The 22,216-nt window shown below is 69.5% G+C and carries 25 protein-coding genes; 19 read left to right on the plus strand and 6 right to left on the minus strand.

All coding sequences use genetic code 11. The annotated features are described in order from the left end of the window. The coding region (locus ACZ418_RS04550; protein ID WP_468356902.1) for a transposase at window positions 1-297 on the plus strand (297 nt) is incomplete at its 5' end. A gap of 8 nt (window positions 298-305) precedes the next feature. Here the strand turns inward: ACZ418_RS04550 and ACZ418_RS04555 are convergent. After that, window positions 306-1,004, minus strand: coding sequence for an AzlC family ABC transporter permease (locus tag ACZ418_RS04555; RefSeq protein ID WP_468356905.1), 699 nt, complete (start codon window positions 1,002-1,004; stop codon window positions 306-308). A 54-nt stretch (window positions 1,005-1,058) separates the two neighbouring features. Between ACZ418_RS04555 and ACZ418_RS04560 the strand changes: the two genes are divergently transcribed. Next, entirely contained in the window at window positions 1,059-1,649 is a 591-nt protein-coding gene (locus tag ACZ418_RS04560; RefSeq protein WP_468356908.1) for a helix-turn-helix domain-containing protein, read from the plus strand. A 123-nt stretch (window positions 1,650-1,772) separates the two neighbouring features. Here ACZ418_RS04560 and ACZ418_RS04565 read toward each other — a convergent pair whose 3' ends face one another. Further along, window positions 1,773-1,976: a cold-shock protein gene (locus ACZ418_RS04565; RefSeq protein ID WP_003992177.1), complete on the minus strand. Its 204-nt coding sequence runs from the start codon at window positions 1,974-1,976 to the stop codon at window positions 1,773-1,775. A 297-nt stretch (window positions 1,977-2,273) separates the two neighbouring features. Here ACZ418_RS04565 and ACZ418_RS04570 point away from each other — a divergent pair, with 297 nt between their 5' ends. From ACZ418_RS04570 to ACZ418_RS04590, 5 genes are all read left to right on the plus strand, one after another. Next, complete coding sequence (locus ACZ418_RS04570; protein WP_468356911.1) at window positions 2,274-3,122, plus strand: menaquinone biosynthetic enzyme MqnA/MqnD family protein; 849 nt, start codon at window positions 2,274-2,276, stop codon at window positions 3,120-3,122. 140 nt (window positions 3,123-3,262) lie between these two features. After that, a complete protein-coding gene (locus tag ACZ418_RS04575; RefSeq protein WP_468356914.1) occupies window positions 3,263-4,006 on the plus strand; it encodes a prepilin peptidase in 744 nt (247 codons plus the stop codon). Between the two features lie 72 nt (window positions 4,007-4,078). Continuing rightward, a complete protein-coding gene (mqnC, locus tag ACZ418_RS04580) occupies window positions 4,079-5,278 on the plus strand; it encodes a cyclic dehypoxanthinyl futalosine synthase (RefSeq protein ID WP_468356917.1) in 1,200 nt (399 codons plus the stop codon). Window positions 5,279-5,285: 7 nt separating this feature from the next. Next, complete coding sequence (locus tag ACZ418_RS04585) at window positions 5,286-5,885, plus strand: hypothetical protein (RefSeq protein WP_468356921.1); 600 nt, start codon at window positions 5,286-5,288, stop codon at window positions 5,883-5,885. Window positions 5,886-5,999: 114 nt separating this feature from the next. Further along, the gene (locus ACZ418_RS04590; protein WP_351802361.1) at window positions 6,000-6,695 is read left to right on the plus strand and encodes a demethylmenaquinone methyltransferase; all 696 of its coding nucleotides are present in this window, start codon (window positions 6,000-6,002) and stop codon (window positions 6,693-6,695) included. 16 nt (window positions 6,696-6,711) lie between these two features. Here the strand turns inward: ACZ418_RS04590 and ACZ418_RS04595 are convergent, their stop codons facing one another. Then, window positions 6,712-7,020, minus strand: coding sequence for a PASTA domain-containing protein (locus ACZ418_RS04595; protein ID WP_388619384.1), 309 nt, complete (start codon window positions 7,018-7,020; stop codon window positions 6,712-6,714). A gap of 109 nt (window positions 7,021-7,129) precedes the next feature. Further along, a complete protein-coding gene (locus tag ACZ418_RS04600) occupies window positions 7,130-7,648 on the minus strand; it encodes a GNAT family N-acetyltransferase (RefSeq protein ID WP_468356925.1) in 519 nt (172 codons plus the stop codon). 97 nt (window positions 7,649-7,745) lie between these two features. On the opposite strand from ACZ418_RS04600, the gene ACZ418_RS04605 reads away from it, so the two are divergent. Then, window positions 7,746-9,038: a geranylgeranyl reductase family protein gene (locus ACZ418_RS04605; protein WP_468356929.1), complete on the plus strand. Its 1,293-nt coding sequence runs from the start codon at window positions 7,746-7,748 to the stop codon at window positions 9,036-9,038. On the opposite strand, the gene def is transcribed toward ACZ418_RS04605, so the two are convergent. Together def and ACZ418_RS04615 are read right to left on the minus strand one after the other, a co-directional pair. Further along, window positions 9,004-9,672, minus strand: coding sequence for a peptide deformylase (gene def, locus ACZ418_RS04610; RefSeq protein WP_468356932.1), 669 nt, complete (start codon window positions 9,670-9,672; stop codon window positions 9,004-9,006). The genes ACZ418_RS04605 and def overlap by 35 nt on opposite strands. Window positions 9,673-9,824: 152 nt before the next feature. Beyond that, entirely contained in the window at window positions 9,825-10,625 is an 801-nt protein-coding gene (locus ACZ418_RS04615; RefSeq protein ID WP_468356935.1) for a C40 family peptidase, read from the minus strand. Between the two features lie 752 nt (window positions 10,626-11,377). Here ACZ418_RS04615 and ACZ418_RS04620 point away from each other — a divergent pair. From ACZ418_RS04620 to nuoK, 11 genes are read left to right on the plus strand one after another with little or no spacing between them, the layout of a single operon-like run. Further along, window positions 11,378-11,737, plus strand: a complete 360-nt coding sequence (locus ACZ418_RS04620) for an NADH-quinone oxidoreductase subunit A (protein ID WP_003992243.1) — start codon at window positions 11,378-11,380, stop codon at window positions 11,735-11,737. Between the two features lie 13 nt (window positions 11,738-11,750). Continuing rightward, complete coding sequence (locus ACZ418_RS04625; protein ID WP_143628055.1) at window positions 11,751-12,305, plus strand: NuoB/complex I 20 kDa subunit family protein; 555 nt, start codon at window positions 11,751-11,753, stop codon at window positions 12,303-12,305. Continuing rightward, window positions 12,302-13,066: an NADH-quinone oxidoreductase subunit C gene (locus ACZ418_RS04630; protein WP_468356939.1), complete on the plus strand. Its 765-nt coding sequence runs from the start codon at window positions 12,302-12,304 to the stop codon at window positions 13,064-13,066. Before ACZ418_RS04625 ends, ACZ418_RS04630 begins: the two co-directional genes overlap by 4 nt. Then, on the plus strand, window positions 13,063-14,403 hold the full coding sequence (locus ACZ418_RS04635) for an NADH-quinone oxidoreductase subunit D (protein WP_468356942.1): 1,341 nt from the start codon (window positions 13,063-13,065) through the stop codon (window positions 14,401-14,403). The genes ACZ418_RS04630 and ACZ418_RS04635 overlap by 4 nt, the downstream gene beginning before the upstream one ends. Further along, complete coding sequence (gene nuoE, locus ACZ418_RS04640; protein ID WP_468356945.1) at window positions 14,400-15,266, plus strand: NADH-quinone oxidoreductase subunit NuoE; 867 nt, start codon at window positions 14,400-14,402, stop codon at window positions 15,264-15,266. Before ACZ418_RS04635 ends, nuoE begins: the two co-directional genes overlap by 4 nt. Then, window positions 15,266-16,612: an NADH-quinone oxidoreductase subunit NuoF gene (gene nuoF / locus ACZ418_RS04645; protein ID WP_468356948.1), complete on the plus strand. Its 1,347-nt coding sequence runs from the start codon at window positions 15,266-15,268 to the stop codon at window positions 16,610-16,612. The genes nuoE and nuoF overlap by 1 nt, the downstream gene beginning before the upstream one ends. Further along, entirely contained in the window at window positions 16,609-19,113 is a 2,505-nt protein-coding gene (locus tag ACZ418_RS04650) for an NADH-quinone oxidoreductase subunit G (RefSeq protein ID WP_468356951.1), read from the plus strand. The genes nuoF and ACZ418_RS04650 overlap by 4 nt, the downstream gene beginning before the upstream one ends. Continuing rightward, on the plus strand, window positions 19,110-20,474 hold the full coding sequence (gene nuoH, locus ACZ418_RS04655; protein WP_468356953.1) for an NADH-quinone oxidoreductase subunit NuoH: 1,365 nt from the start codon (window positions 19,110-19,112) through the stop codon (window positions 20,472-20,474). The genes ACZ418_RS04650 and nuoH overlap by 4 nt, the downstream gene beginning before the upstream one ends. Next, window positions 20,467-21,069 carry an NADH-quinone oxidoreductase subunit NuoI gene (nuoI, locus tag ACZ418_RS04660; RefSeq protein WP_468356956.1) on the plus strand — a complete coding sequence of 201 codons (603 nt, stop codon included), beginning with the start codon at window positions 20,467-20,469 and terminating at the stop codon, window positions 21,067-21,069. Before nuoH ends, nuoI begins: the two co-directional genes overlap by 8 nt. Then, window positions 21,066-21,908 (plus strand): NADH-quinone oxidoreductase subunit J, encoded by an 843-nt coding sequence (locus tag ACZ418_RS04665; RefSeq protein ID WP_468356959.1) that lies wholly within the window; start codon window positions 21,066-21,068, stop codon window positions 21,906-21,908. Before nuoI ends, ACZ418_RS04665 begins: the two co-directional genes overlap by 4 nt. After that, window positions 21,905-22,204, plus strand: a complete 300-nt coding sequence (gene nuoK, locus ACZ418_RS04670; protein WP_023547474.1) for an NADH-quinone oxidoreductase subunit NuoK — start codon at window positions 21,905-21,907, stop codon at window positions 22,202-22,204. Before ACZ418_RS04665 ends, nuoK begins: the two co-directional genes overlap by 4 nt. The last annotated feature ends 12 nt before the right edge of the window (window positions 22,205-22,216 follow it).

The raw sequence follows: 22,216 nt of genomic DNA on the forward strand, positions 1-22,216 counted from the left end.
GCCCTCGCCGCCGCCTCCGGCCTGGCACCCGTGCTCAGCCAGTCCGGGAAGATCCGCTACTCGCGCAGCGCGACCGGCGGTGACAAGGCCCTCAAGCGGATCTTCTACCAGTCGGCCTTCTGCGCGATGCCGAACCACCCACCGTCCCGGGCCTTCTACGACCGCAAGCGAGCAGAGGGAAAGCGACATCACCAGGCGCTCATCGCCCTCGCCCGACGCCGCGTCAACGTGCTCTACGCCATCCTGCGTGACCGCCGGCCCTACCAGGACCGACCACAACTCAGCCTCGTGGCTTGACTTCAGCATTAGGCAGCGGCCTCCACGGGCTGACGGCGGTGCAGGAAGAGCCCGGCCAGAGCGAGCAGCACCGGCACCCCCGCGGGCACTGCGGGCGTGACCGCCAGAGCCACCGCGGCCCCGACCAGCGCGCACCGCCGTACCACCGCGTCCGCCCGCAGCTGAGGCAGCACCAGCGCCACCAGAACCGCGGGGAACGCGGCGTCGAGTCCGTACCGCGCGGTGTCCCCCAGCGCGCCCCCGGCGAGCGCGCCCGCCAGCACCCCGATGTTCCACACGGCGAACAGACCGAGCCCGGAGATCCAGAACGCCCTCCGCTGCCGTACCGGATCGGACTGGGCGAGAGCGAAGGCGACCGTCTCGTCGGTGACCAGATGGGCGCCGACGAGACGGCTCGCACGGCCGGTGCCGAGGATGTCCGCGACCGCCAGACTGAAAGCGGCCGTACGGGTGTTGAGCAGCAGTCCCGTCGCCGCGGCGGCGATCGGCCCGCCCCCGGCGAGCAGCACGCCCACCGCACTGAACTGGGCCGAGCCGGCGTACACCACCAGGGACATCGCCACCGGCACCCACACCGGGAGGCCGCCGGCCACGGACACGGCGCCGAAGGAGACGCCGACGACGCCGCTGGCGAGCCAGACGAGCGAGCTGTCGCGTACCAGGGACATGTCATCCATGTCATCGACTGTTCGCTGTACCGAACGCATGTTTTCTACAATGGAACGCAGCGGGCCTGTCCGTCAAGCCGAACGATCGTACCGATGGAGCGAACGAAGATGACCGAGCCGTCTCCCGGGACCCCCGCCCGGCTTCCTCTGGAGTGGATCGCCGCATCGCTCAAACGCGAGCGCGCCCGCGCCGGGCTCTCCCTGTCCGAGCTGGCCAAACGCGCGGGGATCGCGAAGTCCACGCTGTCCCAGCTGGAGGCGGCGAGCGGGAATCCCAACGTGGAGACGCTCTGGGCGCTCGCGGTCGCGCTGGGGGTGCCGTTCAGCGCGCTGGTCGAGCCGCCGGCGCCGCAGGTCCAGGTGATCCGTGCGGGCGAGGGCCCGGAGGTCGCCTCGGAGCAGGCGAACTTTGTCGCCACCCTGCTGTCCGCGAGCCCTCCGGGGGCCCGGCGGGACATCTACCGGCTGCGCGCCGAGCCGGGGGCGGTCCGTATGTCGGATCCGCACATCCTTGGCACGGTCGAGCATCTGATCGTGGGCTCGGGCCGGATGAAGGCGGGCCCCGCCGAGCAGGAGGTCGAGCTGGAGCCCGGCGATTACCTGACCTATCGAGGCGACGTGGCGCACTCGTACGAGGCGCTGGAACCGGGTACGACCTTCGTCCTCGTCATGCAGCACACGTAGAGAATTCGTACAGAATTCATCGACAGCCGGGGAGGGAAAGGCGGGGCAAAGGCAGGAGCCCCGGCGCCGGAACGGCGTGGGGCTCCTTGGGTACTTCTCTCAGGTTCTGCGATCAGGCAGTGATCAGACGGGGGTGACGTTCTCCGCCTGCGGGCCCTTCGGGCCCTGCGTCACGTCAAAGCTCACCTGCTGGTTCTCCTCGAGGGAGCGGAAGCCGGAGGCGTTGATCGCGGAGTAGTGAACGAAGACGTCGGGGCCGCCGCCCTCCTGGGCGATGAAGCCAAAGCCCTTTTCGGCGTTGAACCACTTCACGGTTCCGGTAGCCATAAGCCCTCCTTGGGCTCAAAAGGGTTGCCCTGCTCCAGAACCTGCAAGTGCGAAACGGTGCTGCACAACTGCATTCGTCTGAAAACGACGAGAGCCCGCGGTCACATGCTCCGCAGGCTCTGTACTGCAAGGGAAACCAAACTGCAACTTGCGGCAAGCCTAGCATCCGGGCAGCCGAAAGCAATAGAGGTCAAGATCACTTCACCCGGATGTTTGAACATCCACTGCGCCATTTGACGGCACGGTCACGGTGGGGTCGGTCCCGGCACCGTACAGCACGGGGTCTAGTCTCGCGATGTGGACAATGCTCGCACCCGGCCGCGCGTCGGCCACATCCAGTTCCTGAACTGCCTGCCCCTGTACTGGGGGCTCGCGAGAACCGGCACTCTCCTCGACTTCGAGCTCACCAAGGACACCCCGGAGAAGCTCAGCGAGCAGATCGTGCGCGGCGATCTCGACATCGGCCCCGTCACCCTGGTCGAGTTCCTGCGCAACGCCGACGACCTGGTCGCCTTCCCGGACATCGCCGTCGGCTGCGACGGCCCGGTGATGTCCTGCGTGATCGTCTCGCAGGTCCCGCTCGACCGCCTGCACGGCGCCCGGGTCGCGCTCGGCTCGACCTCCCGCACCTCGGTCCGCCTCGCCCAACTCCTGCTCGCCGAGCGCTACGGCGTCCAGCCCGACTACTACACCTGCCCGCCCGACCTCAGTCTGATGATGCAGGAGGCCGAGGCCGCCGTCCTCATCGGCGACGCGGCGCTGCGGGCGAATCTGCTCGACGGCCCGCGCTTCGGCCTCGAAGTGCACGACCTCGGCGCGCTCTGGAAGGAGTGGACCGGTCTGCCGTTCGTCTTCGCGGTCTGGGCGGCCCGCCGCGACTACGCCGACCGCGAGCCGCTCATCACCCGTGAGGTCCACGAGGCCTTCCTCGCCTCCCGCAACCTCTCCCTGGAGGAGGTCGGCAAGGTCGCCGAACAGGCGGCCCGCTGGGAGGCCTTCGACGAGGCCACCCTGGCCCAGTACTTCACCACCCTCGACTTCAGCTTCGGCACTCCCCAACTGGAGGCGGTCGCCGAGTTCGCCCGCCGCGTCGGCCCGACTACCGGCTTCCCGGCGGACGTGAAGGTGGACCTGCTGGCGCCGTAGGGGACCAGCGCCCCGCGCCGATCCGCGCTCAAATCCCTTGCCCCGGTGCCGGTAAGACGTACAACCCCTCCTCCTAGGGAAGATGGGAAGTCGTACGTGCTCACGGGCCCGGTGAGCGCGACGGGGAGCGGAGGGACCGCATGAGCACAGGGGCGCTGGTGGTCGTCGCCGCGGTGTGGGGCGCGCTCGTGGGCGCGGCACTGCCCCGCGCCGCCTACCGCTTCGCCGTACCGTCCGGTGAGCCCTGGCGGGACCGCTGCCCGGACGGCCATCCGATCCGCGGCTGGATCGGCCGGATCGCATGCGGCGCCTGCGGAGCGGCGGCCCGCCGTACGGACGTACCCCCCGCCGCCGCCCTCACCGCTTCCCTTGTCACCGCCCTGACCTGCGCCGCTCTCGCCGCCGCCACCGGCACCCGGCCGGAGCTCGCGGTCTGGCTGCTGCTCGCGCCGGTCGGCGTGCTGCTGGCCGTGGTGGACTTCCGGGTGCAGCGGCTGCCCGACCCGCTGACGCTGCCCCTCGCCGCGGCCGCTCTCGCCCTGCTGGGCCTTGTCGCACTGCTGCCCGAGCACGCCGGCCACTGGCTCACCGCGCTGTACGGAGCCCTCGCGCTCGGTGCCGGCTACTACGCGCTGTACCGCATCAACCCGGCCGGCATGGGCTTCGGCGACGTGAAACTGGCCGTCGGCGTCGGCGCCGTACTCGGCTGGTACGGCTGGTCCACCGTCCTGCTCGGCGCCTTCGCCGGCTTCCTGCTCGGCGCGCTGTACGGCGCGGCCCTCGTCGCCGTACGACGCGCGGGCCGCAGGACGGCGATCCCGTTCGGCCCGTTCCTGCTCGCCGGGGCCCTCACCGGACTGCTGATCGGTGCGTACGCGGCCTGACGTCCCTGCGGTGAAACCGCTGGCGTAGGCTGAGTCGGTCCCGTCCGCAATCTCCCTGAAAGGGACGCCCTGGTGACCGAGAAGGCCGACCTCCAGTCTGTCCTCGACCGTGCCGCTGCCGGTGGGCGGATCACCCCGGAAGAGGCGCTCGACCTCTACCGGGACGCGCCGCTGCACGCGCTGGGCGCCGCCGCCGACGCCGTACGCCGCCGCAAGTACGCAGGCATCGAGCACATCGCGACGTACATCATCGAGCGGAACATCAACTACACGAACGTGTGCGTCACGGCGTGCAAGTTCTGCGCCTTCTACGCGGCCCCCAAGGACACGGAGAAGGGCTGGACCCGCGACCTCGACGACATCCTGCGCCGCTGCGCGGAGACGGTCGAGCTGGGCGGCACCCAGATCATGTTCCAGGGCGGCCACCACCCGGACTACGGCGTCGAGTACTACGAGAAGCACTTCCGGGCCATCAAGGAGGCCTTCCCCCAGCTGGTGATCCACTCGCTGGGCGCGTCCGAGGTCGAGCACATGGCCCGTATCTCCGGTGTGTCGGTCGAGGAGGCCATCACCCGGATCCACGAGGCGGGCCTCGACTCCTTCGCCGGCGCCGGCGCCGAACTGCTCCCCGAGCGGCCCCGCAAGGCCATCGCCCCGCTGAAGGAGAGCGGCGAGCGCTGGCTGGAGATCATGGAGACCGCGCACCGGCTGGGCGTGGAGTCCACCTCGACCATGCTGATGGGCACGGGTGAGACGAACGCCGAGCGCATCGAGCACCTGCGGATGATCCGGGACGTACAGGACCGTACGGGCGGCTTCCGCGCCTTCATCCCGTACACCTACCAGCCCGAGAACAACCACCTGAAGGGCCGCACCCAGGCCACCCTCTTCGAGTACCTGCGGATGATCGCGATCGCCCGCCTCTTCCTCGACAACGTCCAGCACATCCAGGGCTCCTGGCTGACCACCGGCAAGGAGGTCGGCCAGCTGTCGCTGCACTACGGCGCCGACGACCTCGGCTCGATCATGCTGGAGGAGAACGTGGTCTCCTCGGCCGGCGCCAAGCACCGCTCCAACCGCCTGGAGATCATCGACCTGATCAGGAAGGCGGGGCGGGTCCCGGCGCAGCGCTCGACGACGTACGAGCACCTGGTCGTCCACGACGACCCGGCGAACGACCCCGTCGACGAGCGGGTGATGTCCCACATCTCCTCGACGGCGATCGAAGGCGGCACGGCCCACCCCGAACTGAAGCTGCTGGCGTCCAACTAGGCGCGCTGTGCTGACACTTCACGTGGCCGATCGGTCTCCCGAGACGGCCGTACTGGTCGACGGGGCGTCCGTCGCCGCCGTCGGCCCGTACGAGGAACTGGCCGCCGCCGAGCCCCGGGCCAAGGTGCGGCGGTGGCCCGGGATCCTCACCCCGGGGCTGCTGAACCCGTACGGTCCGGAGCTGCTGGAGGCCACCTACCACCCCGACCCCCGCGAGGCCGACGTCCTCGGCACCGAGCCCATCGGCGGGGAGCGCGCCCGGGAGATCCTCCGCGGCGATCCCGCACGCCTCGGCGCGAGTGCGCGACGCGGGGTGCAGCGGATGCTGGCACACGGCACGGTGGCGGTGGCCGGGGAACTGCGGTCGCGGGCCGTGGTCGACGCGGTTCGCAGGGCCGGGCTCGCGGTGGGGCAGCGGCCCGACCGCCTTCCGGGCCCCGCAGCGCTGTCCCCGACCCCGCTGATCCTGCTGCCGCGGCTCGTCCCGGGCGGGCCCGCCCGCTTCGCCGTGTTCGACGTCGCGAACCGTGCCGAACTGGTCCGTCGCGGCGCTGGAACCTGCGTGGCGACCGTGATCGGCGGGCGGTTGGTGTACCGGGGCCGCTGATCCCGGGGCACCGGACGGGCGCGGGACCTTCGCCGACCGGGCCGGGCGTGCGCCGCGCGGGCGTAGGCGAGGGCGCTTCCGGAGTGCCGTACCCCCTGCTGCCACAATGAGCGGGTGACCCGCGCTTCCCTGAACAAGCAGCCGCACGAAGTCGCCTCGATGTTCGACGACGTGGCGGAACGGTACGACCTGACGAACGACGTGCTGTCGCTCGGCCAGGACCGGGTGTGGCGCAAGGAGGTGGCGAAGGCGGTCGACGCGCGCCCCGCGCAGAAGGTCCTCGACCTGGCCGCCGGTACGGCCACCTCCTCGCTGCCCTTCGCACGCACGGGCGCGTACGTCGTCCCGTGCGACTTCTCGCTCGGGATGCTGCAGGTCGGCAAGAAGAAGCACACCTGGCTGCCGTTCACGGCCGGCGACGCGACGCGGCTGCCGTTCAAGGACGACACCTTCGACGCCGTGACGATCTCCTTCGGGCTGCGCAACGTCCAGGACACGGACGCGGCGCTGCGGGAGATGTACCGGGTGACCCGGCCCGGCGGGCGGGTGGTCATCTGCGAGTTCTCGCACCCGACCTGGGCGCCCTTCCGGACCGTCTACACCGAGTACCTGATGCGGGCGCTGCCGCCGGTCGCGCGGGCGGTCTCCTCGAACCCGGACGCGTACGTCTACCTCGCCGAGTCCATCCGCGCCTGGCCCGACCAGCCCGCCCTCGCCGAACGGCTGCGCAAGGCGGGCTGGTCGAAGGTGGCCTGGCGCAACCTCACCGGCGGTGTGGTCGCGCTGCACCGCGGCTTCAAGGAGAGCTGAGGCCTTCCTGCGGGGCCTAGCGGTTGATCGTCTCGAAGGCGTCCCCGGGCTCACCGAGCTCGCGTTGCAGCCCGCCCCTGGGCGGCCGTGGGATGCGTGGCTCGCGCACGCCTCCGCCGCCCTCTCCCTCACCGAAGTCGAACCACACGTACACCATGGAGTCCCGGGGCACCTCGGCGCCGGGCTGCGGGTACTGGCGTACGACGTAGTCGACGACCGCGAGGTGGAAGTCCGGGCGGTCCGGCGCGTTGAGGAACAGGCCCTGCGCCTGGGCCGTTTCGCGCGCGTCCACGGCCATCAGTCCGACCAGCCGTGGAACTCGCACTTCGGGTGTTTTGGGTGTTATGCGCACAGATGTCACCCCCAGCGGTACTGGAAGGGTAACTCCCGCGCGCCCCGGCTGGAAGGCGCCGGTGGCTTTCTGTGACAGACGACTACTCTACGTGCTCGACGTCCAGTCGGAAGCACAGGGCGTCTTCGTCCAGGGTGGGATGCGGATAGGTCTCCGCCGGGCGCATGCCGAGCCGTCGGGTCACCGCGATCGACCGCTCGTTGCCCGGCCGGACCATCGCCACCACCTCCTTGACCCCGGCCGCCCCCACCCGCCGGAGCGTCTCGCGCGCGGCCGCGGTGACGTACCCCTTGCCCCAGTGCGCGCGGCCCAGCCGCCAGCCGATCTCCATCTCGCCGACCGGGCCCCAGTCCGGCTGCCAGGGCTGCGCTCCGGTGAAGCCGATGACCTCACCGGACTCGTCCAGCATGGTCCACAGACAGAAGCCGAGTTCGGCGTCGTGCCGCCGCTGCCGCGCGGTGAGCTCCTCGTAGACCGACAGCGCGGCCGGTCTGCCGCCGTAGAACTCCATGACCTCGGGGTCGTCGAAGACCCGGTGCCAGGCGATCGCGTCCTCATGGGTGGGAACGCGCAGCCGTACCGCGGGGAGAGGTCGGTTCACAGGGCAGCCCTTCAGCCGGGTGATCAATTCTGCTGAATAGACTGCCCATGTCCAGTGCCGGTCGGCACACAGATTTCGAACTTGGGGAGATCCCGCCGTGACCGTCGAGACCGAGCCCCTCTCCGAGAACACCGCCGATGTGATCGTCGTGGGCGCGGGGCCGGCCGGCTCCACGACCGCGTACCACCTCGCCAAGGCCGGCCTCGACGTCCTGCTCCTGGAGAAGACCGAGTTCCCGCGCGAGAAGGTGTGCGGCGACGGCCTCACCCCGCGCGCGGTCAAGCAGCTCGTCGCCATGGGCATCGACATCTCCGAGCAGGCCGGCTGGCTGCGCAACAAGGGCCTGCGCATCATCGGCGGCGGCTCCCGCCTCCAGCTGGACTGGCCGGAACTCGCCGCCTACCCGAACTACGGACTGGTCCGCAAGCGCGACGACTTCGACGAGCAGCTCGCCCGCAACGCCCAGAAGGCGGGGGCGCGGTTGTACGAGCGCTGCAACGTCTCCGGCCCGGTCATCGACGACCGCACCGGCCGTATCACCGGCGTCACCGCCAAGCTCGGCGAGGAGAAGCGCGAGGTCACCTTCCATGCGCCGCTCGTCGTCGCCGCCGACGGCAACTCCACCCGCCTGTCCCTCGCGATGGGCCTGCACCGCCGCGAGGACCGCCCGATGGGCGTCGCGGTCCGGACGTATTTCGAGAGCCCCCGTCACGAGGACGACTACCTGGAGTCCTGGCTGGAGTTGTGGGACCGCCGCGGCCCCCAGGACCGGCTGCTGCCCGGCTACGGCTGGATCTTCGGCATGGGCGACGGCACCTCGAACGTCGGCCTCGGCGTCCTGAACACCTCCGCCTCCTTCAAGGAGCTGGACTGGCGCGAGATCCTCAAGGCCTGGTGCGCCTCCATGCCCGAGGACTGGGGCTACACCCCCGAGAACATGACCGGCCCGATCCGCGGCGCCGCCCTCCCCATGGCCTTCAACCGCCAGCCCCACTACACGCGCGGCCTGCTGCTCGTCGGTGACGCCGGCGGCCTGGTGAACCCCTTCAACGGCGAGGGCATCGCCTACGCCATGGAGTCCGGCCAGATCGCCGCCGACGTCATCGTCCAGGCCCACGCGCGGGCCACGCCCGCCCAGCGCGAGATCGCCCTGCAGCGCTACCCGCGCGTCCTCAAGGACACCTACGGCGGCTACTACACGCTCGGCCGTGCCTTCGTGAAGCTCATCGGCAACCCGAAGGTCATGCAGATCGCGGCCCAGCGCGGTCTCACCCACCCGATGCTGATGAAGTTCACCCTCAAGCTGCTGGCGAACCTCACCGACCCCACGGGCGGCGACGCGATGGACCGCATCATCAACGGCCTGAGCAAGGTGGCCCCGAAGGCGTGAGCCTCTTCTGGGCCGGGCTCAGCTCCTCGGCGCGGGCGGCCCGGCGGGCGAACACCTCGTCCCGCCGGTCCGCCATCTGCCGCAGCGCGTCCCTTTTCTCCCACTTGGAGAGCCGGTCCAGGTAGAGGTACCCGTTGGTGTGGTCGGTCTCGTGGATGAGGCAGCGCGCGAAGTACCCCGTGCCCTCGATGGCGATCGGGTTGCCGTCCTTGTCCTGCCCGCGCACGACGGCCCGGTCCGGCCGCGGTACGGCCATCACGGCACCCGGAACCGACAGACAGCCCTCACCCTCGTCCAGCAACCGCCGCCCACTCGTGGGTGTTTCGAGCACCGGATTGACCATGTGTCCGACATGCCGGACTCCGTCGTCATCGGGGCAGTCGTACACGAACAGCCGCAGATCGACCCCTACCTGATTCGCTGCGAGTCCCGCCCCTTCGGCGACATACAGCGTGCGGAACATGTCGTCGACGAGTGCGGCGAGGTCGGGCCCGAACTCCGTGACGTCCCGGCACGGCTTGTGCAGGACCTCCTCGCCGACCTCGGTGATCCGGCGCACCGCACCGCGGCCGGCCTCGGGGGCGTGGCGGGGGTAGTAGTCGGCGGGCCTTCCCTGTACGAACACGCGTGGCACGACGCGGTCTCCTTCGCTCATGGACGGACCGCCGGACGGCGGCCCGAGCAGAGCATGTCAGGGAGGGGCCTGTGACGCCCCGGGAACGACGCAAGGGCCGCTGCCCCCGAGCGGCTGCGGCCCTATGCGCGTGGAGAGGCGTGCGGGTGCGCTCAGAGCACCCGCACGGCGCCGGTCGGCGGGTCGTACGACAGCGGCTTCTCGACGATGCCGGTGGACGGGTTCTGCGCGCCGACGAACATACCGTCGCCGACGTACACCGCCACGTGGTACGCGCTGCCCGCGCTGCCCCAGTAGAGGATGTCACCCGGCTGCAGGTTGCTCAGCGAGACCTGCGTGCCGGCGGTCGACTGGTCCTGGGAGACGCGCGGCAGGCTGACGCCGATCTGCTTGAAGGCGGCCTGCACCAGGCCGGAGCAGTCGTAGGCGCTCGGGCCGGAGGCGCCCAGGACGTAGGACTTGCCGATCTGCGCCTTCACGAAGGAGATGACGGCCGCGGCCGAACCGGTCGCCGTGCTCGTGGAGGTGCTGCCGGTGTCCGCGGCGGCGAGCGTCGTGCGCGCCGCGCTGCGCGAGGCACGCTCGGCGGCGGCCTTGCGGGCCTCCTCGGCCTTCTTCTTGGCCTCGGCGGCCTTCTGCTTGGCCTCCGCGAGGTCCGCCTTGGCCTGCTTCGCGGCCTTTGCGGCGGCCGCGTCACGCTCGGCCTGCAGCTGGTAGTTCGCGGCGGCCTGCTGGGTGGCGTCCGCGGACTTGGCGGCCTGAGCGGCCAGGTCGGCCGTCAGGGTGGGCAGTTCGAGGGTCTGCGTCACCGGCTCGGCCGCGTTCGCCGAGCCGGACGCCCCGGCGACTGCCAGGGTGCTGAGGACGCCACCGGCAACTCCGGCCCGCATCGCGAGGGTCGACGCGCTGCGGCGGGGCTTCCGGTGGCTGCGTATGTGAGCGGTGTGGGACATGGGAACAACCGGTATCAGGGGCTCCTTCATATCTTCAAGAAACGTGTGCTGCGCCACAGTTGCTCAATCGAGACCTGAAATCCCGGGCGCGTCGCTCTTTATTGACGCCGTAACGGACATTGCGGACGCCCGTGATCAAGGGCTTGATCACGGTCTTTGATCATTACGTCCGAATTGCCCCACGCCTACCACTGGTTGCGGTCATTGGCCAAGCCCGGTTCTCAGGGACCCCTCATCGATGTGGCGGAGGTCACGGAACGGTCACCGGAAACGCGGCGTCCCGTGCGCGGGGAGCTCGTGAACGAGTGCACGCGTCCGGATCCGCGTCCACATCGCACCCCACACCTCCCCCTGATGTGTGAACGCGCTCCTCTATCAGGCACCCGCGTCCAGCACCAATTTGCATGCAGCGGAACTCTCTTGATATGGAGACGCACCCTCCGGCCTGCGATGACAAGCAAGAATGTCACTTCTCGTGATCAACTGAACGCTTCGCGTATGAAGATCACTCATCATCCGACTTCATGATCCTTCGTCAGGTGGTGGAGATCACAAAGCTCGTGCAATACCCCGTGTCGCAGATCACAGAGTGGCGGGCATAAGATGCGTGGCAACTGGGCTTGTGACCTGCTTCACATGTTCTCGATCTTCGCCCGGGACGGCGGGGCTCTTGGGACCGGTGAGGCGGAAGTGAGCGCAGTGCACCAGTGCAACCGCCAGCAGTCAGCGCCGACTGAGAGGAGCGAGGAGCGGTGAACGCGTATGCGCCCATCCTCGTACTGGGAGCCCTCGGGGCAGGCTTTGCGATCTTCTCCGTGGTCATGGCCACGCTGATCGGTCCGAAGCGGTACAACCGCGCCAAGCTCGAGGCCTACGAGTGCGGTATCGAGCCCACCCCCACGCCGGCCGGCGGCGGGCGCTTCCCCATCAAGTACTACCTGACGGCGATGCTCTTCATCGTCTTCGACATCGAGATCGTCTTCCTCTACCCCTGGGCCGTCACCTTCGACGCCCTGGGGATTTTCGGGCTCGTGGAGATGCTGCTCTTCGTGCTCACCGTCTTCGTCGCGTACGCGTACGTATGGCGGCGCGGCGGCCTGGAATGGGACTGAGGGGCCATAGGACATGGGACTCGAAGAAAAGCTGCCGAGCGGCTTCCTGCTGACCACCGTCGAGCAGGCCGCGGGCTGGGTGCGCAAGGCGTCCGTCTTCCCGGCCACCTTCGGCCTCGCCTGCTGCGCCATCGAGATGATGACCACCGGCGCCGGCCGGTACGACCTGGCCCGCTTCGGCATGGAGGTCTTCCGCGGTTCACCGCGCCAGGCCGACCTGATGATCGTCGCCGGCCGGGTCAGCCAGAAGATGGCGCCGGTGCTCCGGCAGGTCTACGACCAGATGCCCAACCCGAAATGGGTGATCTCCATGGGCGTCTGCGCCTCCTCGGGCGGCATGTTCAACAACTACGCGATCGTCCAGGGCGTCGACCACATCGTCCCGGTCGACATCTATCTGCCGGGCTGCCCGCCCCGCCCCGAGATGCTGATGGACGCGATCCTCAAGCTCCACCAGAAGATCCAGTCCGCCAAGCTCGGCGTCAACGCCGAGGAGGCCGCCCGCGAGGCGGAGGAGGCGGCGCTCAAGGCCCTGCCCACGATCGAGATGAAGGGGCTGCTGCGGTGAGCGACGCGAACGGCAACGGCGGCGTGCACGGGTCCGCGAACGGGGTGAACCCCGAGAAGGACCTCTCCGCCTCCAACCTCCCCGGCCAGCGAGGCCAGGGCGGCGAGGAGATCCGCGTCCAGCGCGGCATGTTCGGCGCCAACAACGGCGGCGACACCTCCGGCTACGGCGGCCTGGTCCGCTCGGTCCGACTCCCGGGACCGGCGACCCGCCCCTACGGCGGCTGGTTCGACGAGGTCGCCGACGAACTGGAGGGCGCCCTGGAGGAACAGGGACTCCTCCCGGACAACGCCATCGAGAAGACGGTCGTCGACCGCGGCGAGCTCACCTTCCACATCGAACGCGAGCACCTGCTCCGCGTCGCCAGCACCCTGCGCGACGACCCGGCCCTGCGCTTCGAACTGTGCACCGGCGTCAGCGGCGTCCACTACCCGCAGGACAAGGGCCGCGAGCTGCACGCCGTCTACCACCTGCGCTCGATCACCCACAACCGGCTGATCCGCCTCGAAGTCAGCGCCCCCGACAGCGACCCGCGCATCCCGTCGCTGGTCTCCGTCTACCCGACGAACGACTGGCACGAGCGCGAGACCTACGACTTCTTCGGAATCGTCTTCGACGGTCACCCGGCCCTGACGCGGATCATGATGCCGGACGACTGGCAGGGCCATCCGCAGCGCAAGGACTACCCCCTCGGCGGCATCCCCGTCGAGTACAAGGGCGCCCAGATCCCGGCTCCGGACCAGCGGAGGTCGTACTCGTGAGCACGCAGTCAGCATCCGCCGCGTCGGCCGCCTCGGCGCGCGAGACCACCGAGGGCACCGTATACACGGTCACCGGTGGCGACTGGGACGAGGTCGTCCAGTCCGCGACCCGCGCCGACGACGAACGCATCGTCGTCAACATGGGTCCCCAGCACCCCTCCACCCACGGGGTGCTCCGCCTGATCCTGGAGATCGAGGGCGAGACGGTCACCGAGGCCCGCTGCGGCATCGGCTATCTGCACACCGGCATCGAGAAGAACCTCGAGTACCGCACGTGGACGCAGGGCACCACCTTCGTCACGCGCATGGACTACCTGACGTCCTTCTTCAACGAGACCGCCTACTGCCTCGCGGTCGAGAAACTCCTCGGCATCGAGGACGACATCACCGAGCGCGCCAAGATCATCCGAGTGCTCCTGATGGAGCTGAACCGGATGTCCTCCCACCTGGTGTGCATCGCCACCGGCGGCATGGAGCTCGGCGCCACCACGATCATGATCTACGGCTTCCGTGATCGTGAAATGATTCTCGACCTCTACGAGCTCATCACGGGCCTGAGGATGAACCACGCGTACATCCGCCCCGGCGGACTCGCCCAGGACCTGCCGCCCGGCGCGGTGGACCAGATCCGCGAGTTCGTGAAGAAGATGAAGAAGAACCTCCCGGAGTACGACAAGCTCGCCACCGGGAACCCCATCTTCAAGGCCCGCATGCAGGACATCGGCTACCTCGACCTGGCCGGCTGCATGGCCCTCGGCGCCACCGGCCCGATCCTGCGCTCCACCGGCCTGCCGCACGACCTGCGCAAGACGCAGCCGTACTGCGACTACGAGACGTACGACTTCGAGATCCCGACCGCCGACAGCTGCGACGCCTACGGCCGCTTCCTGGTCCGCCTGGAGGAGATGCGCCAGTCGCTCAGGATCGTCGAGCAGTGCCTGGACCGGCTCCAGCCCGGCCCGGTCATGGTCGCCGACAAGAAGATCGCCTGGCCCGCCCAGCTCGCCCTCGGACCGGACGGACTCGGCAACTCCCTCGACCACATCAAGAAGATCATGGGCACCTCCATGGAGGCCCTGATCCACCACTTCAAGCTCGTCACCGAGGGCTTCCGCGTCCCGCCGGGACAGGCGTACGCGGCCGTCGAGTCCCCCAAGGGCGAACTCGGCGTGCACGCCGTCTCCGACGGCGGCACCCGCCCCTACCGGGTCCACTTCCGCGACCCGTCCTTCACCAACCTGCAGGCCATGGCGGCGATGTGCGAAGGCGGCCAGGTCGCCGACGTCATCGTCGCCGTCGCGTCCATCGATCCCGTGATGGGAGGCGTCGACCGGTGACCACCTCTTCTTCGGAGCGGGGCGTCAGCCTGGGCATGCCCGAACTGCCCGCGCCCGCCTACCCGGACGACGTCCGGGCCCGGCTGGAGGCGGACGCGCGCGAGGTCATCGCGCGCTACCCGGACTCCCGGTCCGCCCTGCTCCCGCTGCTCCACCTCGTGCAGTCGGAGGAGGGCCATGTCACGCGCACCGGAATGCAGTTCTGCGCGGACATGCTGAACCTGACCACGGCCGAGGTCACCGCCGTCGCCACCTTCTACACCATGTACCGGCGGGGGCCCTCCGGCGACTACCAGGTCGGCGTCTGCACCAACACACTGTGCGCGGTGATGGGCGGCGACGCGATCTTCGAGACCCTCCAGGAGCACCTGGGCGTCGGCAACGGCGAGACCACCGACGACGGCAAGGTCACCCTGGAGCACATCGAGTGCAACGCGGCCTGCGACTACGCGCCGGTCGTGATGGTCAACTGGGAGTTCTTCGACAACCAGACGCCGGGCAGCGCCAAGCGCCTGGTCGACGATCTGCGCGCGGGACGGCCCGTACAGCCCACGCGCGGGGCGCGGCTGTGCACGTTCAAGGAGACCGCGCGGATCCTGGCCGGCTTCCCCGACGAGCGGCCCGGGGCCGTCGAGGAGGGCGGTGGTGCGGGACCCGCGTCGCTGGTGGGCCTTCGCCTGGCAAGGGGAGAGGCCGCACCCGCGCGCGTGGTCCATCCGCGCGGAGGTCCGCATGAGGAACCGCAGGACAGGGTGCACGAGCCGTCGCCGGCCGAACACCTCAGTTCCCATGACGCGCCGCTGGAGACATCGGCCTCCGACCCCGCGCACCCGGCAGGGCCTACCGCCGAGGAGGGGGAGTGATGACCGTGGTACCCGAGGTCAAGGACACGAGCCCCGAGAAGCTGCTCGCACCCGTGCTGTCGGCCTTCTGGGACGAGGACCGGTCCTGGACTCTGGACGTCTACCGGAGGCACGAGGGGTACGAGGGGCTCCGCAAGGCGCTCGCCATGTCACCGGACGACCTGATCGCGTACGTCAAGGACTCCGGTCTGCGTGGCCGCGGCGGCGCGGGGTTCCCGACCGGAATGAAGTGGCAGTTCATTCCGCAGGGTGATGGAAAACCGCACTATCTAGTTGTCAACGCCGACGAATCGGAGCCCGGGACCTGCAAGGACATCCCGCTCCTCTTCGCGAACCCGCACAGCCTCATCGAGGGCATTGTGATCGCGTGTTATGCCATCAGGTCGTCGCATGCCTTCATCTATCTGCGTGGTGAAGTCGTCCCCGTTCTGCGGCGGTTGCACGAGGCCGTGCGCGAGGCCTACGCGGCGGGCTACCTCGGCGAGAACATCCTGGGCAGCGGGCTGGACCTGAAGCTCACCGTGCACGCGGGCGCCGGCGCGTACATCTGCGGTGAGGAGACCGCACTGCTGGACTCGCTCGAAGGCCGCCGTGGTCAACCGCGGCTCCGTCCCCCCTTCCCTGCGGTGGAAGGCCTCTACGCCTGTCCGACTGTTGTGAACAACGTCGAGTCGATCGCGTCGGTTCCCGCGATCCTGAAAAACGGGAAAGACTGGTTCAGGTCGATGGGCAGCGAGAAGTCCCCGGGCTTCACGCTCTACTCGCTCAGCGGCCATGTCGCGAGCCCCGGCCAGTACGAGGCCCCGCTCGGCATCACGCTCCGCCAGCTCCTCGACATGAGCGGCGGCATGCGGCCCGGCCACCGCCTGAAGTTCTGGACGCCGGGCGGCTCCTCGACGCCGATGTTCACCGACGAGCACCTCGACGTCCCCCTGGACTACGAGGGCGTCGGCGCCGCGGGCTCGATGCTGGGCACCAAGGCGCTGCAGTGCTTCGACGAGACGACATGCGTGGTGCGGGCGGTGACCCGCTGGACCGAGTTCTACGCCCACGAGTCCTGCGGCAAGTGCACGCCCTGCCGCGAAGGGACGTACTGGCTGGTGCAGTTGCTGCGGGACATCGAGGCCGGCAAGGGCGTCATGTCCGACCTCGACAAACTCAACGACATCGCCGACAACATCAACGGCAAGTCGTTCTGCGCCCTCGGTGACGGCGCCGCGTCCCCGATCTTCTCCTCGCTGAAGTACTTCCGCGAGGAGTACGAGCAGCACATCACGGGCCGGGGCTGCCCCTTCGACCCGGCCAAGTCGACGGCCTGGGCGGATCGCCCGGAGGTGAACGCATGACCGTGACCACCAGTGCTCCCACGGGTGGGGGCGAGGCGGCGGTCCCGCCGGAAGACCTCGTCACGCTGACGATCGACGGCGTCGAGATCAGCGTGCCCAAGGGCACCCTGGTCATCCGGGCCGCCGAGCAGCTCGGCATCGAGATCCCCCGGTTCTGCGACCACCCCCTGCTCGACCCCGCCGGCGCCTGCCGTCAGTGCATCGTCGAGGTCGAGGGCCAGCGCAAGCCCATGGCGTCCTGCACCATCACCTGCACCGACGGCATGGTGGTGAGGACCCAGCTCACCTCGCCGGTCGCCGAGAAGGCCCAGCACGGTGTGATGGAGCTGCTGCTCATCAACCACCCGCTGGACTGCCCGGTCTGCGACAAGGGCGGCGAGTGCCCGCTGCAGAACCAGGCCATGTCGCACGGCAACGCCGAGTCCCGCTTCGACGGCAAGAAGCGCACCTACGAAAAGCCCGTGCCGATCTCCACCCAGGTGCTGCTCGACCGCGAGCGGTGCGTACTGTGCGCCCGCTGCACCCGGTTCTCCAACCAGATCGCGGGCGACCCGATGATCGAGCTGATCGAGCGGGGCGCGCTCCAGCAGGTCGGCACCGGCGAGGGCGACCCGTTCGAGTCGTACTTCTCCGGCAACACCATCCAGATCTGCCCGGTCGGCGCGCTCACCTCGGCGGCCTACCGTTTCCGCTCCCGCCCCTTCGACCTCGTCTCCTCGCCGTCGGTCTGCGAGCACTGCTCCGGCGGCTGCGCCATCCGCACCGACCACCGGCGCGGCAAGGTCATGCGGCGGCTCGCCGAGAACGACCCCGAGGTCAACGAGGAGTGGATCTGCGACAAGGGACGCTTCGCGTTCCGGTACGCGCAAGCCAAGGACCGCCTCGACACCCCGCTCGTCCGTAACGCCGACGGCGTTCTGGAGCCCGCGTCCTGGCCGGAAGCCCTGGAGGCGGCCGCGCGGGGCCTGACCGCCGCACGCTCCCGGGCTGGCGTTCTCATCGGCGGCCGGCTGACCGTCGAGGACGCCTACGCGTACAGCAAGTTCGCGCGCGTGGCGCTCGACACGAACGACATCGACTTCCGCGCGCGCGTGCACAGCGGCGAGGAGACCGACTTCCTGGCCGCCCGGGTGGCAGGCCACGGCCGTGACCTCGACGGTACGGGCGTCACGTACACCTCCCTGGAGAAGGCGCCCGCGGTCCTGCTGGCCGGCTTCGAGTCGGAGGAGGAGGCGCCCGGCGTCTTCCTGCGGCTGCGCAAGGCCTGGCGCAGGCACAAGCAGAAGGTGTTCGCGCTGGCCACACACGCCACCCGGGGCCTTGAGAAGGCGGGCGGCACCCTGCTGCCGGCCGCGCCCGGCACCGAGACCGAGTGGCTGGACGCCCTCGCGAGCGGCGTCGGCCTGGAGGAGCCCGGCACCCGCGCCGCCGAGGCCCTGCGCAGCGAGGGCGCGGTCATCGTCGTCGGTGAGCGGCTCGCCTCGGTCGCCGGCGGCCTCACCGCCGCCGTACGCGCCGCCACCGCGACCGGTGCCCAGCTGGTGTGGATCCCGCGCCGGGCCGGTGAGCGCGGCGCCGTGGAGGCGGGAGCGCTGCCGTCGCTGCTGCCGGGCGGCCGCCCCGCGACCGACCCGCGCGCGCGTGAGGAGGTCGCCGCCGTCTGGGGGCTCGCCGAACTCCCGCTGCGCTACGGCCGCGACACCCACCACATCGTCGAGGCGGCCGCCACCGGCGAACTGTCTGCGCTCGTCGTCGCCGGGGTGGAGGTCGCCGACCTGCCCGACCCGGCACGCGCGCGTGAGGCACTCGACAGCGTCGGCTTCCTGGTGTCGCTGGAGCTGCGGCCCAGCGAGGTCACCGAGCACGCCGATGTCGTCCTGCCGGTCGCCGCGGTCGCCGAGAAGGCGGGCACCTTCCTCAACTGGGAAGGCAGGGTGCGCTTCTTCGACGCCGCCCTCAAGCCCGACCAGATGACCCGCCGCCTGGCACCGACCGACGCGCGCGTGCTGCAGATGCTGGCCGACGCCATGGATATCCACCTGGGCCTGCCGGATCTGCGCACCACGCGCGCGGAGATCGACCGGCTCGGCCTCTGGGACGGCCCGCGCGCCTTGGACCCCCAGGAGTCCGCGGGCGCGCTGCCCCGCCCGGCCGCCGGTGAGGCCGTACTCGCCGGGCACCGGCTGCTGCTCGACCAGGGCGTGCTCCAGGAGGGCGACGAGGCGCTCGCCGGAACCCGGCACGCCGCCCACGCACGCGTGTCGGCGGCGACGGCGGCCGAGGCGGGCGTCAAGGAAGGCGACGCCCTCGCGGTCACCGGCCCCTCCGGCACCGTCGAACTCCCGCTGCGGATCACCGAGATGCCCGACCGGGTGGTCTGGCTTCCGCTGAACTCCGTCGGCGCGGGCGTCGCCTCCGACACCGGGGCACGGCCCGGCTCACTCGTCCGCATCGGTCCGGCGGCATCCGCCGAACAGGCCCCCAAGGAGGTGGAGGCATGAGCCCGTACCTCGCAGCTGAAGACCTCTCGATGTTCGGCCGCGACCCGTGGTGGCTGGTCGTCATCAAGGCCGTGTTCTGCTTCGCCTTCCTGATGGTGACCGTGTTGTTCTCCATCGTCTGGGAGCGCAAGGTCGTCGCCTGGATGCAGCTGCGCATCGGCCCGAACCGGCACGGCCCCTGGGGCATGCTCCAGTCGCTCGCCGACGGTGTGAAGCTGATGCTCAAGGAAGACATCATCGTCAAGCGCGCCGACAAGGTGGTCTACGTCCTGGCGCCGATCGTCGCGGCCATCCCGGCCTTCATGGCGATCGCGGTGATCCCCTTCGGCCCGGCCGACAACGAGATCTCGATCTTCGGCACGCGCACCACGATGCAGCTCACCGACCTGCCGATCGCGATGCTCTACATCCTCGCGATCGCCTCCGTCGGCATCTACGGCATCGTGCTGGCGGGTTGGAGTTCCGGATCCACCTATCCGCTCCTGGGCGGCCTGCGCTCCTGCGCGCAGATGATCTCCTACGAGATCGCCATGGGCGCCGCGTTCGCCTCCGTGTTCCTGTACTCGGGGTCGATGTCGACGTCCACGATCGTGGCCCAGCAGCACGACCGCTGGTACATCCTGCTGCTGCCGGTCTCGTTCATCCTCTACATCGTCACGATGGTCGGCGAGACCAACCGTGCCCCCTTCGACATGCCGGAGTCCGAGGGCGACCTGGTCGGCGGTTTCAACACCGAGTACTCGTCCATCAAGTTCGCGATGTTCATGCTCGCCGAGTACGTGAACATGGTGACGGTCTCGGCCGTGTCGACCACGCTGTTCCTCGGCGGTTGGCGCGCCCCCTGGCCGATCAGCTCCTTCTGGCAGGGCGCGAACCACGGCTGGTGGCCGCTGCTCTGGTTCGTGATCAAGGTCCAGCTGCTGCTGTTCTTCTTCATCTGGCTGCGCGGCACGCTCCCTCGCGTCCGCTACGACCAGCTGATGAAGCTCGGCTGGAAGGTCCTCATCCCCGTCTCCGTGACCTGGCTGATGCTGGTGGCGACCGTACGGGCCCTGCGCAACGAGCACTACGACTTCCCGAGCATCGCCCTACCGGTCGTCGGCGCGGTCCTCGCCCTGGTGGTGATCTCCTACGTCGTCGAGATGTTCCGGGAGAAGGCCAAGGCGGCCGAGCAGCCCGCCGCCGAGGAGGCCGGATTCGACGCTATGGCGGGCGGCTTCCCCGTACCGCCGCTGCCCGGACAGGAGTTGCCGCCGGTGCCGAGGCGTCGCCCGCGCCACGAGCGGGAGCTGATTGTCAGTGGTGGGTCGGACACTGTCAGTGACGGATCTTCGGATGGAAAGGAGGCGTCCGATGGCTGAGGAGCCCAAGGAGACCAAGCCCGGTTTCCAGAACCCCGTGGCCGGCTTCGGCGTGACCTTCAAGGCCATGTTCAAGAAGCGGCTGACCGAGCAGTACCCGGAGCAGAAGAAGACCACGGCTCCGCGGTTCCACGGACGGCACCAGCTCAACCGCCATCCGGACGGCCTGGAGAAGTGCGTCGGCTGCGAGCTGTGCGCCTGGGCCTGCCCCGCCGACGCCATCTATGTGGAGGGCGCCGACAACACCGACGAGGAACGCTACTCGCCGGGCGAGCGGTACGGCCGCGTCTACCAGATCAACTACGCCCGCTGCATCCTGTGCGGCCTGTGCATCGAGGCGTGCCCCACACGCGCGCTGACGATGACCAACGAGTTCGAACTGGCCGACTCCAGCCGCGCCAACCTCATCTACACCAAGGAACAGCTCCTCGCCGGCCTCGAGGAGGGCATGGTCGACACGCCGCACGCGATCTTCCCGGGGACCGACGAACAGGACTACTACCGGGGCCTGGTGACCCAGGCCGCGCCGGGCACGGTCCGCCAGGTCGCCGTCTCCCAGGGCGAGCGGCCCGAAGACCAGGAGGTGGACGCATGAGCCCGCAGCTTGCCGTCTACACCACCTCCACCGGTGAGGCGTTCCAGTTCTGGGTCCTCGGCACCGTCGCGGTGATCGGCGCCCTGTGCACCGTCTTCATGAAGAAGGCCGTGCACAGCGCGCTCTGCCTCGCCGGAACCATGATCGTCCTGGCGGTGTTCTACCTCGCCAACGGCGCCTACTTCCTGGGCATCGTGCAGATCGTCGTCTACACCGGCGCGATCATGATGCTGTTCCTGTTCGTGGTGATGCTCGTCGGCGTCACGGCCGCGGACTCGCTGAAGGAGACCATCAGGGGCCAGCGCTGGCTGGCCCTTCTGTGCGGGGTCGGCTTCGGCGTCCTGCTGTTCGCCGGCATCGGGAACGCCTCTCTGAAGGAGTTCGCCGGCACCGGCCAGGCGAACGCGAACGGCAATGTGGAGGGCCTCGCCTCCCTCATCTTCACCAAGTACGTGTTCGCCTTCGAAATCACCGGCGCCCTGCTCATCACCGCCGCCGTCGGCGCCATGGTGCTCACGCACCGCGAGCGCACCGAGCGCGCCAAGACCCAGCGCGAGCTGTCCGAACAGCGCGTCCGCGAGGGCACGTACGTCCCGCCGCTGCCCGCCCCCGGTGTCTACGCCCGGCACAACGCCGTCGACATCGCGGGCCTGCTCCCCGACGGCACCCCGTCCGAGCTGACCGTCAGCAAGACGCTGCGCGAGCGCGGACAGATCCGTGACGTGTCGGCGGAGGCACTCAACGACCTGCGGGCGCTGGAGCAGCGCGCGGCGGAACGCCTGGAGCGCACGGCGATCGAACCGGCGACGTTCAAGCGGCCCGAGGAGGCGTCGAAGTGAACCCGGTCAATTACCTCTATCTCGCCGCCCTGTTGTTCACGATCGGCGCGACCGGCGTACTGATCCGGCGCAACGCCATCGTGGTCTTCATGTGCATCGAGCTGATGCTGAACGCCTGCAACCTCGCGTTCGTCACCTTCTCCCGGATGCACGGCAACCTCGACGGCCAGATCATCGCCTTCTTCACGATGGTCGTCGCCGCCGCGGAGGTCGTGGTGGGCCTCGCGATCATCGTGTCGCTGTTCCGTACCCGCCACTCGGCCTCGGTCGACGACGCCAGCCTGATGAAGCTGTAAGGGGTCGGAAGA

This window comes from Streptomyces sp. NPDC030820, assembly GCF_055572075.1.